Here is a 14,556-nt window from a genome sequence, read left to right as displayed (position 1 = left end):
CTTTTGCTGGCCGCTGGTCATCTTCGGCGGCTAATCTGCGCCTTTAATAATGGAGTTTTGTGATGTCTGCGCCTTCTGTTGTGATTGCCGGTTGCGGCGATGTGGGTAGTCGGCTGGCTAGCCAATTGCTGGCCTCGGAATGGGAGGTTCATGGCCTGCGACGTGATATTTCACGCCTTCCAGAGGGTGTCATCGGCATCGCCGGTGACCTGTTCAAAAAGGATTGCCCTGACACTTGGCCAATCGGCGCAGTGGATTACCTGGTGTATTGCGCCGCTGCCACCGACCACGATGAGGCCGGCTATCGTGCGGCGTACGTGCAAGGGTTGCAGCATGTGTTGGAGTGGCTGAACGACTACGGCCAGGAGCCCAAGCATTTGCTGTTTGTGTCGAGCAGCAGTGTGTACGGCCAGCAGAAGGGTGAGTGGGTCGACGAAACGTCCGACACTCAAGCGAAGGGGTATTCCGGCCAAGTCATGCTGGAAGCTGAGCAAGTGGCGCTCAATAGCGGCATTCCGGCGAGCATTGTGCGGTTGACCGGTATCTATGGGCCCGGCCGTGAATGGCTGCTGACCCAAGTGCGCCAAGGCTATCGCGTGGCAGTTGATCCCCCTTTATATGGCAACCGGATTCACGCGGATGACGCTGCCGGATTGCTGGCCTTCCTGCTGCGGCATGTGGAGCAGGGCGGTTCGCTGGATAGCATTTACATCGGCGTTGACGATGCGCCCGCGCCCTTGGCAGAAGTGGTGGGTTGGTTGCGCGACTACATGGGCGTGACCGAATGGGCTGACGACGCCAGTGTGCGCCGCGCCGGCAGCAAGCGATGCAGCAATGCCCGAGCCAAGGCGTTGGGTTGGGTGCCGACCTACCCGACTTATCGCGAAGGGTATGCGGCGATCCTTGAAGGTAAGTGCTAGATGTGAAAAAGGAGCCGTGAGGCTCCTTTTTTGTTACTGCTTTTCCAGCAGCCATTGGCGTGGCCCTGGGCTGAGCTGGGGGATTTCGTCTGGCTGGGAAAGGTTGATCGCCTGCAGAATTTCCAACTGTTTGCCGTAGCGCACGAAAATCCAGTCGTCGCCGACAGCGCCTTTGCCCAGATAGATGACGTCATTGCCGGCACCTTGAGTGGCGCAATCGCCTCCCAGGCACAGTTCGTAGCGGTCATTATTGCCCAGGCCGGACACGCCGCCGTCGGCGCTGAACCTCACAAGGTTGCCTGTGCCGTGGCCTTCAATAATTTTCCACTGACCGCCCATGTAAGCTGAGTTCAGGGCTTGCCTGAACGTGGTGCCCCACTTGGCACCTGCGGCAGCGGGTTGGGTGGGGCGGCTAAACGTTTGGCCTGCGTGAATCTTGCTGGTCTGTTGGACCAGTTGCTTGCCGTTCAATTGCAATTCGTCGCTGCCATGGCCGTTGTAATCCACCGACCAAATGCCAGGCGCCTTCGGCAGCAGCTGGCCTTCACCCACCTCGAACGCAGTGCTCAATTGCGCTTTGCCGGTACGGGTGTCGATGTTCCATTCCAGGTTCATGCCGTTGGCGTCCAGGGCTTTAAGCAGCGGCCGCCCCTGGGCGGCGGTATCGATGGCGGCCTGGTTGATCCATAGCCCGCTGATGTCCGCGGTTTGCTGCTGTATCTGCGTGCAGCCGCCCAGCAGGATCAGGCTGATGAGGAGTAGCGTGTGCATGGAGTGGCCCGTCTGCTGGTGAAAAAACCATGGCGCAGACTAAAGAAAAAGGAGCCGGTGGGCTCCTTTGTTCTGTATCACTGTTTTTCCAACAGCCACTGCCGTGGTCCCGGCGTAAACGAAGGCACTTCATCCGCCTGCGCAGTGTTCACGGCCTGGAAGATTTCCAGCTGCTTGCCCTTGCGCGCGAAGATCCACGGGTTGCCCTGGCCGTTGAGTTGCAGCCAGATGCTGTCGTAGCCGCCGCTCATTGAAGCGCAGTCACCCGCCAGGCACAGCGAGTACCGATCGACACCGGGCAAACCGGCGACTTTGCCGTCAGCCTGGAACTGCACCGTGGCGCCGTCGCCGTTCCCGTCGGTGATCTTCCAGTCGCCACCCATATAGGCGGCATACAGGGCGCGCTCGAAGTTGGCGCCCAGTGGCGCGCCTTCGGGGGCTGGGTCATTGGCACGGGCGAACAGCTGCTCAGGCTCATTGTCGTTGGCCACTTGCAGCAGTTGTTTGCCTTTGCGCTTGAGTTCGGTGGCGGAGCTGCCGTAGAAATCGACGCTCCAGGCGCCGGGTTTTTCACCGAGCAGCTTGCCTTCGGCGACTTCAAAACCGTTGTAGTAACGCGCCTGCGAAGCCTTGGTGTTGACCTCCCATTCGAGGTTCGGACCATAGGTTTGCAGTGCTTCACGCAAAGGGCCGCCCTTGGCTGCCGCGTTGATGGCGGCCTGGTTGATCCAGGTGCCGCTCACATCCAGATCGGCGGGGTTGCTGGCGCAGCCGCCGAGCAACAAGGCGAGCAACGAAGAGGCTACAAGCGCTTTGCGCATCACGAAATCCTTCTGAAACGAAGTCGGCGCAGCCTGTGGAGGCTGCGCCGGGTGTTTTACTCGATGACCAGAATCGCGTCCATCTCAACCTGTGCGCCCTTTGGCAGGGCGGCAACGCCGATAGCGGCGCGGGCTGGGTACGGCTGTTCGAAGTACTTGCCCATGATCTCGTTGACCTTGGCGAAGTGGCTCAGGTCAGTGAGGAAGATGTTCAGCTTGACGATGTCTTTGAACGAACCACCAGCGGCTTCAGCCACCGACTTGAGGTTTTCGAAGACCTGGACGGTTTGTGCTTCAAAGCCTTCAACCAGCTCCATGGTCTTTGGGTCCAGTGGAATCTGGCCGGACATGTAGACAGTGTTGCCCGCCTTGATCGCCTGGGAGTAAGTGCCAATGGCAGCAGGGGCTTTGTCGCTGGTGATAACAGTCTTGGTCATGAGTGACTCCTTGTAAGAGATCGGCTATGCGCGCATGCGGGTGATACGAATCACCCCGGTCAGGGCGCGCAGTTTCTTGATCACGCGGGCCAGATGCACGCGGTCGTGCACGCTGACCACCAGCTGGACCACGCTGATGCGGCCATCGCGCTCATCCATGCTGATTTTCTCGATATTGCCGTCGGCCGCATTGACGCTGCTGGCCAGCAGGGCGATCAGGCCGCGCTGATGCTCCAGTTCAACGCGCAGCTCGACGTTGAATTCGCCGGTGACGTCCTTGGCCCACGAGAGCTGAATGCATTTCTCGGGGTTGTGGCGGATTTCAGTGATATTGCGGCAGTTGTCCAGGTGCACGACCATGCCTTTACCAGCCGACAAGTGGCCGACAATCGGGTCGCCCGGGATCGGCGTGCAGCACTTGGCGTAGCTGAGCACCAGGCCTTCCGTGCCGCGAATCGCCAGCGGGCCTTCGGGGCTTGGCAACTGTTCGCCTTCGCCGAGCAGGCGCCGGGCGACCACATACGCCATGCGGTTGCCCAGGCCGATGTCTTCCAGCAGGTCTTCGATGGTTTCCTGGCGATACTCGTGGAGCATCGCTTGCACGCGCTCGGCCGGGATCTTCTCCAGGGCGCTGTCGAAACCATTGAGCACCTTGTTCAGCAGGCGTTCGCCGAGGCTGATGGACTCGGAGCGGCGTTGCAATTTGAGCGCGTGGCGAATGTGTGTGCGCGCTTTGCCAGTGACCACGAAGTTGAGCCAGGCCGGGTTCGGGCGCGCGCCGGGTGCGCTGACGATCTCGACCGTGGAGCCGCTTTGCAGCGGCTCGGACAGCGGCGCGAGACGACGGTTGATCCGGCAGGCAATGCAGCTGTTGCCCACGTCGGTGTGTACCGCGTAGGCAAAGTCGACCGCCGTGGAGCCTTTGGGCAGCTCCATGATCCGGCCTTTGGGCGTGAACACGTAGACCTCGTCCGGGAACAGGTCGATCTTCACGCTTTCGATAAATTCCAGGGAGTTGCCGGCACGTTGCTGCATTTCCAGCACGCCTTTGACCCACTGGCGGGCGCGGGCATGCGTGCCTTTTGGCTGTTCGTCGCCGCTGGACTTGTACAGCCAATGCGCGGCGATGCCGTTGTTGGCCATCTCTTCCATTTCCCGCGTACGGATCTGGATCTCGATCGGCACCCCGTGCATACCGAACAGCGTGGTATGCAGCGACTGATAGCCGTTGGCCTTGGGAATGGCGATGTAATCCTTGAAGCGGCCTGGCAGGGGTTTGTACAAATTATGTACAGCGCCCAGCACGCGGTAGCAGGTATCGACCTTGTCGACGATGATCCGGAACGCGTACACGTCCATGATCTCGTTGAAGGCCCGACGCTTGCCGCGCATTTTTTTGTAGATGCCGTAGATGTGTTTCTGTCGGCCGCTGACTTCGCCTTCAATCTCGTCGATCGCCAGGCAATGGCTCAGCGACTCTTCGATCTTGTTGACGATTTCCTTGCGGTTGCCCCGGGCGCGCTTGACCGCCTGATAGATGCGCGCAGAGCGCATCGGGTGCATGGCCTTGAAGCCGAGGTCTTCGAATTCGATGCGGATGGCATGCATGCCCAGCCGGTTGGCGATGGGCGCATAGATTTCCAGGGTTTCCTTGGCGATGCGCCGGCGCTTTTCGCCGGACAGCACTTCCAGCGTGCGCATGTTGTGCAGCCGGTCGGCCAGCTTCACCAGGATGACCCGAATGTCTCGGGCCATGGCCATGGCCATCTTCTGGAAGTTTTCCGCCTGGGCTTCGGCCTTGGTTTCGAAGTTCATCTGGGTCAGTTTGCTGACCCCATCGACCAGTTCGGCCACGGTTTCGCCAAATTGCGCACTGAGCGCTTCCTTGGCGATGCCGGTGTCTTCGATCACGTCATGCAGCATCGCAGCCATCAAGCTCTGATGGTCCATGTGCATGTCGGCAAGAATATTGGCCACGGCAAGAGGATGCGTGACATACGCCTCACCACTGCGGCGGCGTTGGCCGTCGTGGGCTTGTTCGGCGTAGAAATACGCTCGGCGGACCAGGTTGACCTGGTCTGGGCCGAGGTAGGTCGATAAGCGATCGGCGAGGGCGTCTATGCTCGGCAAAGTGTTAACTCCTGCCGTTGGCTGTGACCCCGCGCCGTGCTACGTCGACCAGGCATAGGCTTAGACGGCCTCGTTGGACTCGTCCTCGAACGCTGCAAACAGCGGTTCGTCTTCAACGATTTCAGCGTTGGCGATGAACTCATAGCTCATCAGGCCTTCAGCGATTTCACGCAGGGCTACAACGGTAGGCTTGTCGTTTTCCCACTGGACCAGGGGCTCTTTGCCGCCAGTGGCCAGTTGACGGGCACGCTTGGTAGAGAGCATGACCAGCTCAAAGCGGTTATCCACGTGTTCTAGGCAGTCTTCAACGGTTACGCGGGCCATGGTATTCCTCGGAGCGAATGCAAGATGCGCGCTGCCCGGTTGGGCGAGCGGACTGAACAGTTTAAAAAATCACCAGCGTTTAGGGAAGCGCTGATTTTCCCGCGGCCTCGCAAAACGGCTACAAGTGCCAATGTAAAGCCCTTGCAGCGGTTTTGGGAAGGGCCAATCAGCCAAGCAGTTCGGCGAGTAATTTGCCGAAACGCTGCTGTTGGCGTTTTTGCTGGAGCTGATTGGCGCGGAAAATCGCCTTCAAATCGTCCAGGGCGCTGGCGAAATCGTCATTGATGATCAGGTAGTCGTAGTCGACGTAGTGGCTCATTTCGCTGACGGCTTCACGCATGCGGCCTTCGATGATCTCGTCACTGTCCTGGCCACGGTTGGTCAGGCGCTGGTGCAAGGCTTCCAGCGACGGCGGCAGGATAAAGATCGAACGCGCCTTCGGCATCAGTTGGCGCACTTGCTCGGCACCCTGCCAGTCGATTTCCAGGATCAGGTCGTGGCCTTCGTCCAGAGTCTGCTGCAGGTGGCTTTGCGAGGTGCCGTAGAGGTTGCCGAACACTTCGGCACGCTCCAGGAAGTCGCCGTGCTCGATCATCTTGACGAACTCGGTGCGCTCGACGAAGTGGTAGTGCACGCCGTTCACTTCGCCCGGGCGCATGGCGCGGGTGGTGTGCGAGACCGAGATGCGGATCTGCTCGTCAGCGTCGGTCAAAGCCTTGACCAGGCTGCTCTTGCCCGCGCCCGAAGGGGCGGAAATGATGTAAAGGGTGCCGGTGCTGTGGGTCATGGAAGTTGCCTTACTCAATATTCTGTACTTGTTCGCGCATCTGCTCGATCAACACTTTGAGGTTGACCGCAGCTTGTGTGCTGCGCGGATCAAACGCTTTGGAGCCCAGTGTATTGGCTTCGCGGTTGAGTTCCTGCATCAGGAAGTCCAGGCGCCGACCAGCGGCGCCGGCAGACTTGAGCACGCGGCGCACTTCGAGGATGTGGGTGCTCAGGCGGTCGAGCTCTTCGGCCACGTCACTTTTCTGCGCCAGCAGCACCATTTCCTGCTCCAGGCGCGTCGGGTCGAGGTCGGCCTTCATGTCAGTGAAACGGTCCAGAACCTTCTGGCGCTGGGTGGCGAGCATCTGTGGCACCAACTCGCGCAGGGTGACCACGTCTTCCTCGATCGCGCTCAGGCGCTCGCTGATCAGGCGCGCCAGTTCGGCGCCCTCACGCTCGCGGCCGGCCTTGAGCTCCTGCAAACCCTGGTTGAACAGGGCGAGGGCTTCGGCATTGAGGGCCTGCGGGTCGGTGGCGTCGGCCACCAGTACGCCGGGCCAGGCCAGCACTTCCAGCGGGTTCAGCGCGGCGGGTTGCTTGATCAGGCCGGCGATGGTTTCAGCCGCGGCGACCAGTTGCGCTGCGCGGTCGCGGTCGATCTGCAGCGGCTTGCCGGTGCTTTCTTCGGTAAAACGCAGGGTGCATTCCAGCTTGCCGCGGGAAATGCCCTGGCGCAGCGCTTCACGCACGGCGCCTTCGAGGTCGCGGAAGGATTCCGGCAGACGCAGGTGCGGCTCCAGGTAACGGCTGTTGACCGAGCGCAGTTCCCAGCTCAGGGTGCCTTGGACGCCGGCTTTTTCGACGCGGGCGAAGGCGGTCATGCTGTGCACCATGGAGGTACCTCGCGATGCAGTCCCGCAAATACGGGCTGATGGGTAAATTGAAGCCGACAGGCTGCGAAGGCGCAGGATTGTAGCGCAGTGAGGCGAACGCGCCCAAACAATGGGCGCCAGGCCCGCCATTCGTAACCGAATTTTTTAGAAGTGCCCCGAATCGGCTGGCGGCTCTATAATGCTCGGCAGTTTTTCGTCCTCCGTACAGGTATCCCCTATGAAACGTCCAAGTGGTCGCGCTGCCGATCAGCTCCGCTCGATCCGCATCACCCGCAACTACACCAAACACGCCGAGGGATCTGTACTGGTCGAGTTTGGCGATACCAAGGTGATCTGCACCGTCAGCGTCGAAAACGGCGTGCCGCGCTTCCTCAAGGGCCAGGGCCAGGGTTGGTTGACCGCCGAGTACGGCATGCTGCCGCGCGCCACCGGCGAGCGTAACCAGCGTGAAGCCAGCCGTGGCAAGCAAGGCGGCCGCACCCTGGAAATCCAGCGCCTGATCGGCCGTTCGCTGCGCGCAGCGCTGGACATGTCCAAGCTGGGCGACGTGACCCTGTACGTCGATTGCGACGTGATCCAGGCTGACGGCGGCACCCGCACTGCCTCCATCACCGGCGCCATGGTGGCCTTGGTTGATGCGCTGAAAGTGATCAAGAAGCGTGGCGGCCTGAAAGCCGGCGACCCGCTCAAGCAGATGATCGCTGCCGTGTCGGTGGGCATGTACCAGGGCGAGCCGGTCCTCGATCTGGACTACCTGGAAGACTCGGCTGCCGAGACTGACCTGAACGTGGTAATGACCAGCAGCGGTGGTTTCATCGAAGTGCAGGGCACCGCCGAAGGCGCGCCATTCCAGCCGGCCGACCTGAACGCCATGCTGGCCCTGGCCCAGAAAGGCATGACCGAAATCTTCGAACTGCAGAACGCCGCACTGGCTGACTGAAACGGCCGCAAGGAGCAACGCCATGAGTGACCACCAACTGCCTGTGCCCACGCCTCCTTACGAAGTGCGTCAGGGCGCGATGTTGTGTCACCTCGCGGCGTTCCTGGGATTTGTGTTTCCCTTCGGCAGTGTCGTCGGGCCGCTGATCCTGTGGCAGATGAAGAAGGAAGTGGACCCATTCATTGATGATCAGGGCAAGGAGGCCTTGAACTTCCAGATCACCGTGGCCATTGCCTGGCTGGTTTGCATCGTGCTGGCTTTTGCGGTGATTGGCTTTTTCCTGATGACTGCCCTGGCAATCGCCACGGTGGTGCTGACGATCATCGGCGCAATCAAAGCCAGCAAGGGGATTGCCTATCGCTATCCCTTTACCTGGCGATTGGTCAAATAGTGAGCGCCCACAAAAAAACCGACAGCAATGTCGGTTTTTTTGTGCCTGGAAAAAGACCTTAGATGGTCAATGTCCAGTCGTAGTCCACGATCAGCGGCGCGTGCTGCGAGAAGCGTGGCTGACGCGGCAGGCGTGCGCTGCGAACAAAGCGGCGAAGCCCCGGGGTCAGCAACTGATAGTCGAAACGCCAGCCCAGGTTAAGCATCTCGGCCTGTTCGTTATCCGGCCACCAGCTGTACTGGTCGCCTTCGCGGCTGACTTCGCGCAGGGCGTCAACATAGCCCATGTTGCCGACAATCTCGTCCATCCAGGCCCGTTCCGGCGCCAGGAAGCCCGGGGATTGCTGGCTGTCGCGCCAGTTCTTGATATCCAGCTTCTGTTGCGCCACGTACAGCGAGCCACAGTAAATGTACTCGCGACGTTTGCGTCGCTGTTTATCCAGATAACGGGCGAAGTCGTCCATTAGCTTGAACTTCTGGTTCAAGTCTTCATCGCCGTTCTGCCCCGAAGGGAGCAGCAAGGTCGCGATGCTGACCTTGTCGAAATCGGCTTGCAGGTAGCGCCCGTAGCGGTCGGCTGTCTCGAAGCCGAGGCCGCTGATGACCGCCTTGGGTTGCAACCGCGAGTACAAAGCCACGCCACCTTGGGTGGGCACTTCGGCATCGCAGGCATAAAGGAAGTAGCCATCCAGTTGGAAGGCTGGGTCGTCCAGTTCAAAGGCGGAGGCGCGGGTGTCCTGCAGGCAGATGACGTCGGCATTCTGTGCTTGCAGCCAACTGAGCAAACCACGCTCGACTGCAGCCTGAATACCATTGACGTTCACACTGATGATCCGCATAAATGGCCCCAAAAATCGCGTGCGTGTATGATACACGCCGTCTACCTAATTAGCTAAATCCGTGGTATCTGAGGCTTTTTTCATGCAGGCGTATCAACGCGATTTCATTCGTTTTGCCATCGATCGCGGCGTTTTGCGCTTCGGTGAGTTCACTTTGAAGTCCGGGCGCACCAGCCCGTACTTCTTCAATGCAGGCTTGTTCAACTCGGGTTCGGCCCTGGCTCAACTGGGTCGTTTCTACGCGGCAGCCATCGTTGAAAGCGGCATTTCCTTCGACGTTTTGTTTGGCCCAGCCTACAAGGGCATCCCGCTGGCGGCCGCGACTGCCGTGGCGTTGGCTGAGCATCACGGGCTGGATCTGCCGTGGTGCTTCAACCGCAAAGAGGCCAAGGCACATGGCGAAGGCGGTAGCCTGGTTGGGGCTCCGCTCAAGGGCGACGTGCTGATCATCGACGACGTGATCACCGCCGGTACCGCCATCCGTGAAGTGATGCAGATCATCGCGTCCCAAGATGGCGCCAAGGCCGCGGGCGTGCTGATCGCGCTGAACCGTCAGGAGCGCGGCAACGGTGAGTTGTCGGCCATTCAGGAAGTGGAACGTGATTTCGGCATTCCGGTGGTGAGCATTGTGTCGCTGAACCAGGTGTTGCAGTTCCTGGAAGACGATCCGCAGCTCAAGCAGCATTTGCCGGCCGTTAAGGCTTATCGCGAGCAATTTGGTGTCTGACACTGATTTCTCTGTGTGAGAGGGCTTGTGTGGGAGCGGGCTTGCTCGCGAAGGCGGTGTGTCATTTACTGAATATGTTTCTGACCCACCGCATTCGCGAGCAAGCCCGCTCCCACAGGGGATCTCCATTTGCAGCAGATTCCGTGGACACAAAAAAAGGCCCCGCTCAATTCGATTGAGCGGGGCCTTTTTGTTTCTAGTGCTTAAGGACGCTTGCGATTACTGATCAGCGTGCCCACACCGGTATCGGTGAAGATTTCCAGCAGGATTGCATTTGGCACGCGGCCATCCAGGATCAGCGAGCTGCCGACGCCGCCTTGCACGGCTTCCAGTGCGCAACGGATCTTCGGCAGCATGCCGCCGTAGATGGTGCCGTCGGCGATCAACTCGTCCACCTGCTGGGTGGTCAAGCCCGTCAGCACCTTGCCTTCCTTGTCCATCAGGCCGGCAATGTTGGTCAGCAGCATCAGCTTCTCAGCCTTCAGCGCTTCGGCCACTTTACCGGCTACCAGGTCGGCGTTGATGTTGTAGGACTCACCGTTGGCGCCCACGCCGATTGGCGCGATCACCGGGATGAAGTCGCCTTTGACCAGCAGGTTCAGCAGGTCGGTGTTGATGCCGATCACTTCACCTACCTGGCCGATGTCGATGATTTCCGGCTGGGTCATTTCCGGCGTCTGACGGGTAACGGTCAGTTTTCTCGCGCGGATCAGCTCCGCATCCTTGCCGGTCAGGCCGATGGCGCTGCCGCCATGACGGTTGATCAGGTTGACGATGTCTTTGTTGACCTGGCCACCGAGGACCATCTCCACCACGTCCATGGTCTGCGCGTCTGTAACGCGCATGCCATCAATGAAGTGACTCTCGATCGACAAGCGCTTGAGCAGGTCGCCGATTTGCGGGCCGCCACCGTGCACCACCACCGGGTTGATCCCGACAGCTTTCATCAGCACGATGTCGCGGGCAAAGCCGGTTTTCAGCTCTTCGCTTTCCATGGCATTGCCGCCGTACTTGATCACCAGCGTCTTGCCGACGTAGCGTCGAATGTAGGGCAACGCTTCGGACAGGACCTTGGCAGTATTGGCAGCGGCTTCGCGTTCGAGGGTCATTCAGGGCTCCGGTAAAAAATCAGAACGGTAATTGGAGATCAGGGGCAACACGTTTCAACTGGGCGTGGAACACGTCCTTGATGCGCTGCAACTCAGCCTCGGTATCCGCCTCGAAACGCAGGACCAGCACCGGTGTGGTGTTGGACGCGCGAACCAGGCCCCAGCCTTTGGCGTAATCGACTCGCACACCATCAATGGTGGTCAGGTTGGCGCCTTCACCCCATTGCGCATCGTGCAGTGCGTCAATGATGCTGAATTTGCTCTCCTCGGTCACATGGATATTGATCTCTGGCGTAGAAATATCATTCGGGAAGGTCTGAAACAGCTCCTGCGCCGTAGATTTTTCCTTGCTGAGGATCTCCAGCAGACGGGCGGCGCTATAAATGCCGTCGTCGAACCCGAACCAGCGCTCTTTGAAGAACACGTGGCCGCTCATTTCGCCGGCCAACAGCGCGCCGGTTTCCTTCATTTTCTTTTTGATCAACGAGTGGCCGGTCTTCCACATTAGTGGGCGACCGCCGTATTCCTTGATCAGTGGGGTGAGGCGGCGGGTGCACTTCACGTCGAAGATGATTTCGGCGTTGGGGTTACGGGCCACCACGTCGCGGGCAAACAGCATCAGCAGGCGGTCGGCGAACACGTTCTCGCCGGTGTTGGTCACCACGCCGACACGGTCGCCGTCACCGTCGAAGGCCAGGCCGACGTCGGCGCCGGTTTCCTTGACCTTGGCGATCAGGTCCACCAGGTTTTCAGGCTTGCCCGGGTCCGGGTGGTGGTTAGGGAAGTTGCCGTCAACGTCGCAGAACAACGGAATCACTTCGCAGTTCAGGGCTTCGAGCAGTTGCGGGGCAATCACGCCGGCCGCGCCGTTGCCGCAGTCCACCACCACTTTCAGGCGGCGGGCGAGTTTGACGTCGCCCGTGATCTGGTCAGAGTAGCGTTGAAGAATATCGACTTTGGTGATGCTGCCGGTGCCGGTGGTCAGATCGTTGGTCTTCAAGCGCTCGTGCAGCGCCTGAATCTGTTCGTTGGCGAGGGTGTCGCCGGCGATGACGATCTTGAAGCCGTTGTAGTCCGACGGATTATGGCTGCCGGTGAGCATAACGCCGGACTTGCCAGCCAGTACGTTGGCTGCGTAGTACAGCGCAGGGGTCGGCACCAGGCCCACATCGCTGACGTGGCAGCCGCTGTCGGCCAGGCCCTGGATCAGTTGCTCCACCAGCTCCGGGCCGGACAAGCGGCCATCGCGGCCTACCGATACATTGGGTTCGCCCTGGGCCAGGCTTTGGGAGCCGATGGCACGGCCGATCCAATAGGCGGTTTCGGCGGTCAGGGTCTTGGGCACGACGCCACGAATGTCGTAGGCGCGAAAGATGCTGTCGGGGAATGTCGGGGCTACTCGGGCTGCGGTACTCATCGCGGGGGGAAACTCCATCTGAAGGGGGCAAAGCTGGCCTTAAAGTGGCTGACCGGCAGGCTCAAACTGAAGGGTATGACGGCGTTTTCGGCAGAGAGTTCGTGGTGCAAAAGTGCCATCGGAGCTGGCACTCCGTGCTTATGGCTGCGTAATGTGTTGATTTCAATGATGAAATCTCGCTGATTAATTCCGCGCATTCTTCGTCCTGAAAAGCCTTGCGGTGGCATCGGGCCGGACAAAAGCGTCCGGCCTGATTCAGCTTAGTCAGTGGCTGCCGGAATGCCCAAAACCGCCTGCGCCGCGTTGAGTCTCATCGAACTCCTGAACCAGTTCGAAGTGCGCCTGCACCACCGGCACCAGCACCAGTTGCGCGATACGCTCGCCAACAGCAATGTTGAAGGCGGTCTGGCCGCGGTTCCAGCACGACACCATCAACTCGCCCTGGTAGTCGGAGTCGATCAGGCCGACCAGGTTGCCCAGCACGATGCCGTGTTTGTGGCCCAGGCCGGAGCGCGGCAGGATCAATGCCGCCAGGCCGGGGTCGCCAACGTAAATCGACAGGCCGGTAGGGATCAGGAGGGTCTGGCCGGGTTCAAGAACAGTGTCTTGCTTGAGCATGGCGCGCAGGTCCAACCCGGCGGAGCCTGGGGTGGCGTAGGCCGGCAGTGGGAATTCGTTGCCGATGCGTGGGTCGAGAATCTTGGCTTGCAAAGCGTGCATGTCAATTAAACCTGGTTCAGCCGTTGGGCGATAAATGAGATCAGTTGGCGGGCAATCTTGCCTTTGCTGGTCTGGGCGAAAACGGTGGCGTGCAACTCGCGGTCGATCACGCTGATGGCATTTTCCTCGCTGTTGAAGCCGATGCTCGGGTTGGCGACATCATTGGCAACGATCAGGTCGAGGTTTTTGTCTTTCAATTTGCGTGCCGCGTAGTCCAGCAGGTGCTCGGTTTCGGCGGCAAAGCCGACGCTGAAAGGGCGGTCCGCACGCGTGGCGATGGTTGCCAGAATGTCGGGGTTGCGCACCATTTGCAGGAGCAGGCCGTCGCCGCTTGTAGGGTCTTTCTTAAGCTTTTGCGGGGCTACGACTTCCGGGCGGTAGTCTGCAACCGCCGCCGAGGCGATAAACAGGTCGCAGGGAATGGCTGCCTCGCAGGCCGCCAGCATGTCCCGGGCGCTGACTACGTCGATTCGCGTGACCCGATCAGGCGTCGGCAAGTGCACCGGGCCGGTGATCAAGGTGACACGTGCGCCTGCCTCAACCGCCGCTTCGGCCAAGGCAAAGCCCATTTTTCCTGAGCTATGGTTGGTGATGTAGCGCACCGGGTCGATGTTTTCCTGAGTCGGGCCGGCGGTGATCAGCACGTGTTTGCCGGTGAGGGCCAGGTGCTGGAAACACTCGGCGGCGCACAGCGCCAGGTCGTTGGCTTCGAGCATGCGGCCCATGCCGACGTCGCCGCAGGCCTGGCTGCCGGACGCCGGGCCGAACACTTTGAGGCCTCGGCTTTGCAGGAGCTGGGTGTTGGCTTGGGTCGCCGGGTCGCGCCACATGGCCTGGTTCATGGCCGGGGCGATGGCGACGGTGGCGTCGGTGGCCAGCACCAGGGTGGTCAGCAGGTCATCGGCGATGCCTTGGGCCAGGCGGGCGATCAAGTCGGCGGTGGCCGGGGCGATCAGTACCAGATCGGCCCATTTGGCCAGCTCGATATGGCCCATCGCGGCTTCGGCCGCCGGGTCCAGCAGGTCCAGATGAACCGGGTGGCCGGACAGGGCTTGCATGGTCAGCGGGGTGATGAACTCGCTGCCGCCGCGGGTCATGACTACGCGCACTTCGGCGCCCTGGTCCAGAAGCCTGCGAACCAGCTCTGCGCTCTTGTAGGCGGCAATGCCGCCGCCGACGCCGAGAACGATGCGTTTCCGATACAGACGCTGCATTGGTTTGCCTTTCCAGTTCAGTGATGCCAGTTCAGTGACGCCTGCGATGCCCCCTCCCCAGGAGAAATCGCACGCAAAAAAGAGGGCTTAAGATAACACAGCGTCCGCCGGGCAACAGCGGCGCACATGCACACGG

15 protein-coding genes and 1 pseudogene are annotated in these 14,556 nt (G+C 60.4%); 4 read left to right on the top strand and 12 right to left on the bottom strand.

Annotated elements, in window-relative coordinates:
• Positions 1-62 precede the first annotated feature (62 nt).
• Entirely contained in the window at positions 63-920 is an 858-nt protein-coding gene (locus FPT15_RS02320; RefSeq protein WP_145158160.1) for an SDR family oxidoreductase, read from the top strand.
• 33 nt (positions 921-953) lie between these two features.
• Here the strand turns inward: FPT15_RS02320 and FPT15_RS02315 are convergent, their stop codons facing one another.
• From FPT15_RS02315 to FPT15_RS02285, 7 genes are all read right to left on the bottom strand, one after another.
• Positions 954-1,691, bottom strand: coding sequence for a hypothetical protein (locus FPT15_RS02315; protein ID WP_145158157.1), 738 nt, complete (start codon positions 1,689-1,691; stop codon positions 954-956).
• Positions 1,692-1,768: 77 nt separating this feature from the next.
• The gene (locus tag FPT15_RS02310; RefSeq protein WP_145158154.1) at positions 1,769-2,512 is read right to left on the bottom strand and encodes a hypothetical protein; all 744 of its coding nucleotides are present in this window, start codon (positions 2,510-2,512) and stop codon (positions 1,769-1,771) included.
• A 56-nt stretch (positions 2,513-2,568) separates the two neighbouring features.
• A complete protein-coding gene (locus FPT15_RS02305) occupies positions 2,569-2,949 on the bottom strand; it encodes a RidA family protein (protein ID WP_003176922.1) in 381 nt (126 codons plus the stop codon).
• Between the two features lie 24 nt (positions 2,950-2,973).
• A complete protein-coding gene (gene spoT, locus FPT15_RS02300) occupies positions 2,974-5,079 on the bottom strand; it encodes a bifunctional GTP diphosphokinase/guanosine-3',5'-bis pyrophosphate 3'-pyrophosphohydrolase (RefSeq protein ID WP_083356111.1) in 2,106 nt (701 codons plus the stop codon).
• A gap of 60 nt (positions 5,080-5,139) precedes the next feature.
• Positions 5,140-5,403 (bottom strand): DNA-directed RNA polymerase subunit omega, encoded by a 264-nt coding sequence (gene rpoZ / locus FPT15_RS02295; RefSeq protein WP_003176920.1) that lies wholly within the window; start codon positions 5,401-5,403, stop codon positions 5,140-5,142.
• A gap of 166 nt (positions 5,404-5,569) precedes the next feature.
• Positions 5,570-6,190, bottom strand: a complete 621-nt coding sequence (gene gmk, locus FPT15_RS02290; protein ID WP_106575862.1) for a guanylate kinase — start codon at positions 6,188-6,190, stop codon at positions 5,570-5,572.
• 10 nt (positions 6,191-6,200) lie between these two features.
• On the bottom strand, positions 6,201-7,064 hold the full coding sequence (locus FPT15_RS02285; protein WP_145158152.1) for a YicC/YloC family endoribonuclease: 864 nt from the start codon (positions 7,062-7,064) through the stop codon (positions 6,201-6,203).
• A gap of 217 nt (positions 7,065-7,281) precedes the next feature.
• On the opposite strand from FPT15_RS02285, the gene rph reads away from it, so the two are divergent.
• Positions 7,282-8,004 (top strand): ribonuclease PH, encoded by a 723-nt coding sequence (gene rph, locus FPT15_RS02280; protein WP_106575860.1) that lies wholly within the window; start codon positions 7,282-7,284, stop codon positions 8,002-8,004.
• Between the two features lie 22 nt (positions 8,005-8,026).
• Entirely contained in the window at positions 8,027-8,395 is a 369-nt protein-coding gene (locus FPT15_RS02275) for a DUF4870 domain-containing protein (protein WP_145158149.1), read from the top strand.
• A gap of 58 nt (positions 8,396-8,453) precedes the next feature.
• Here the strand turns inward: FPT15_RS02275 and FPT15_RS02270 are convergent, their stop codons facing one another.
• Positions 8,454-9,233, bottom strand: coding sequence for an exodeoxyribonuclease III (locus FPT15_RS02270; RefSeq protein WP_003195493.1), 780 nt, complete (start codon positions 9,231-9,233; stop codon positions 8,454-8,456).
• Positions 9,234-9,315: 82 nt separating this feature from the next.
• On the opposite strand from FPT15_RS02270, the gene pyrE reads away from it, so the two are divergent.
• Positions 9,316-9,960 carry an orotate phosphoribosyltransferase gene (gene pyrE, locus FPT15_RS02265; RefSeq protein WP_063033848.1) on the top strand — a complete coding sequence of 215 codons (645 nt, stop codon included), beginning with the start codon at positions 9,316-9,318 and terminating at the stop codon, positions 9,958-9,960.
• A gap of 203 nt (positions 9,961-10,163) precedes the next feature.
• Here pyrE and argB read toward each other — a convergent pair whose 3' ends face one another.
• The 4 genes and pseudogenes from argB to coaBC form a co-directional block, all read right to left on the bottom strand.
• Entirely contained in the window at positions 10,164-11,069 is a 906-nt protein-coding gene (gene argB / locus FPT15_RS02260) for an acetylglutamate kinase (protein WP_145158147.1), read from the bottom strand.
• 19 nt (positions 11,070-11,088) lie between these two features.
• Positions 11,089-12,510 (bottom strand): annotated as a pseudogene (locus tag FPT15_RS02255) (phosphomannomutase/phosphoglucomutase); the annotation flags it as partial.
• A gap of 240 nt (positions 12,511-12,750) precedes the next feature.
• A complete protein-coding gene (gene dut, locus FPT15_RS02245) occupies positions 12,751-13,206 on the bottom strand; it encodes a dUTP diphosphatase (RefSeq protein ID WP_106575855.1) in 456 nt (151 codons plus the stop codon).
• Positions 13,207-13,211: 5 nt separating this feature from the next.
• Complete coding sequence (gene coaBC, locus FPT15_RS02240) at positions 13,212-14,420, bottom strand: bifunctional phosphopantothenoylcysteine decarboxylase/phosphopantothenate--cysteine ligase CoaBC (protein WP_145158141.1); 1,209 nt, start codon at positions 14,418-14,420, stop codon at positions 13,212-13,214.
• Positions 14,421-14,556 lie beyond the last annotated feature (136 nt).

Source organism: Pseudomonas sp. RGB (genome assembly GCF_007713445.1).
GTDB lineage: Bacteria > Pseudomonadota > Gammaproteobacteria > Pseudomonadales > Pseudomonadaceae > Aquipseudomonas.
This window is presented reverse-complemented; position numbering and strand designations above follow the sequence as displayed.

Excerpts from the sequence above, each read along its gene's own strand:
- pyrE (WP_063033848.1), top strand. The coding sequence starts at position 9,316 with ATGCAGGCGTATCAACGCGATTTCATTCGTTTTGCCATCGATCGCGGC.
- FPT15_RS02305 (WP_003176922.1), bottom strand. The coding sequence starts at position 2,949 with ATGACCAAGACTGTTATCACCAGCGACAAAGCCCCTGCTGCCATTGGC.
- FPT15_RS02315 (WP_145158157.1), bottom strand. The coding sequence starts at position 1,691 with ATGCACACGCTACTCCTCATCAGCCTGATCCTGCTGGGCGGCTGCACG.
- argB (WP_145158147.1), bottom strand. The coding sequence starts at position 11,069 with ATGACCCTCGAACGCGAAGCCGCTGCCAATACTGCCAAGGTCCTGTCC.
- gmk (WP_106575862.1), bottom strand. The coding sequence starts at position 6,190 with ATGACCCACAGCACCGGCACCCTTTACATCATTTCCGCCCCTTCGGGC.
- FPT15_RS02275 (WP_145158149.1), top strand. The coding sequence starts at position 8,027 with ATGAGTGACCACCAACTGCCTGTGCCCACGCCTCCTTACGAAGTGCGT.
- FPT15_RS02270 (WP_003195493.1), bottom strand. The coding sequence starts at position 9,233 with ATGCGGATCATCAGTGTGAACGTCAATGGTATTCAGGCTGCAGTCGAG.
- FPT15_RS02285 (WP_145158152.1), bottom strand. The coding sequence starts at position 7,064 with ATGGTGCACAGCATGACCGCCTTCGCCCGCGTCGAAAAAGCCGGCGTC.
- FPT15_RS02320 (WP_145158160.1), top strand. The coding sequence starts at position 63 with ATGTCTGCGCCTTCTGTTGTGATTGCCGGTTGCGGCGATGTGGGTAGT.
- rph (WP_106575860.1), top strand. The coding sequence starts at position 7,282 with ATGAAACGTCCAAGTGGTCGCGCTGCCGATCAGCTCCGCTCGATCCGC.
- FPT15_RS02310 (WP_145158154.1), bottom strand. The coding sequence starts at position 2,512 with ATGCGCAAAGCGCTTGTAGCCTCTTCGTTGCTCGCCTTGTTGCTCGGC.
- rpoZ (WP_003176920.1), bottom strand. The coding sequence starts at position 5,403 with ATGGCCCGCGTAACCGTTGAAGACTGCCTAGAACACGTGGATAACCGC.
- dut (WP_106575855.1), bottom strand. The coding sequence starts at position 13,206 with ATGCACGCTTTGCAAGCCAAGATTCTCGACCCACGCATCGGCAACGAA.
- coaBC (WP_145158141.1), bottom strand. The coding sequence starts at position 14,420 with ATGCAGCGTCTGTATCGGAAACGCATCGTTCTCGGCGTCGGCGGCGGC.